The organism is Salinimicrobium oceani (genome assembly GCF_012037645.1).
Genome location: NZ_JAAVJR010000019.1, coordinates 1100 through 1679, shown reverse-complemented (window position 1 = coordinate 1679; position 580 = coordinate 1100). Strand labels below are relative to the sequence as shown.

Annotated in this window: 1 pseudogene; it reads right to left on the bottom strand. The window is 47.6% G+C overall.

From position 1 onward, the window contains the following. Nucleotides 1-580, bottom strand: a pseudogene (locus HC175_RS24265) (single-stranded-DNA-specific exonuclease RecJ); the annotation flags it as partial.

The following is a 580-nucleotide window of genomic DNA, read 5'->3' as shown; positions in this document are numbered from 1 at the left end:
CTGGCCGAAGCCGCAAGTTTTTCTCCGCTGCGGGTAAAGACCAGGGTAGGACGATAATATGTTTCAGTCAGGCGGGAAGCCACAATTCCAATTACCCCTTTATGCCAGCTATCTCTATATACTACCGTGGTCAATCTTTCCTGTTCCTTTAGCTCCTCGATCTGCGCAAGAGCTTCTTCAGTAATAGTTTTGTCCTTATCACGGCGATCCTTGTTGTATTCTTCGATTTCGGCGGCATATTTCAGCGCCTGTTCAGGATCTTCTTCCGTCAGGAGATTAACCGCATGCAGTCCATGTTTCATTCTTCCGGCGGCATTGATGCGAGGTGCAATGATAAAGACAACATCTGTAAGGGTTAGATGATCTTTCTTCACCTGTTGTAAAATTGCACTAAAGCCGGCACGTGGAGCAGCGTTGATCATTTGCAAGCCGTGATAGGCAAGTATCCTGTTCTCTCCCGTGACCGGAACAATATCTGCCCCAATGGCAGTTGCAACCAGGTCCAGGTAGGGAATAAGCAGTTCAAAAGTTTCACCCCGCTTTTCATTCAATGCCTGCAGGAGTTTAAATCCTACTCCGC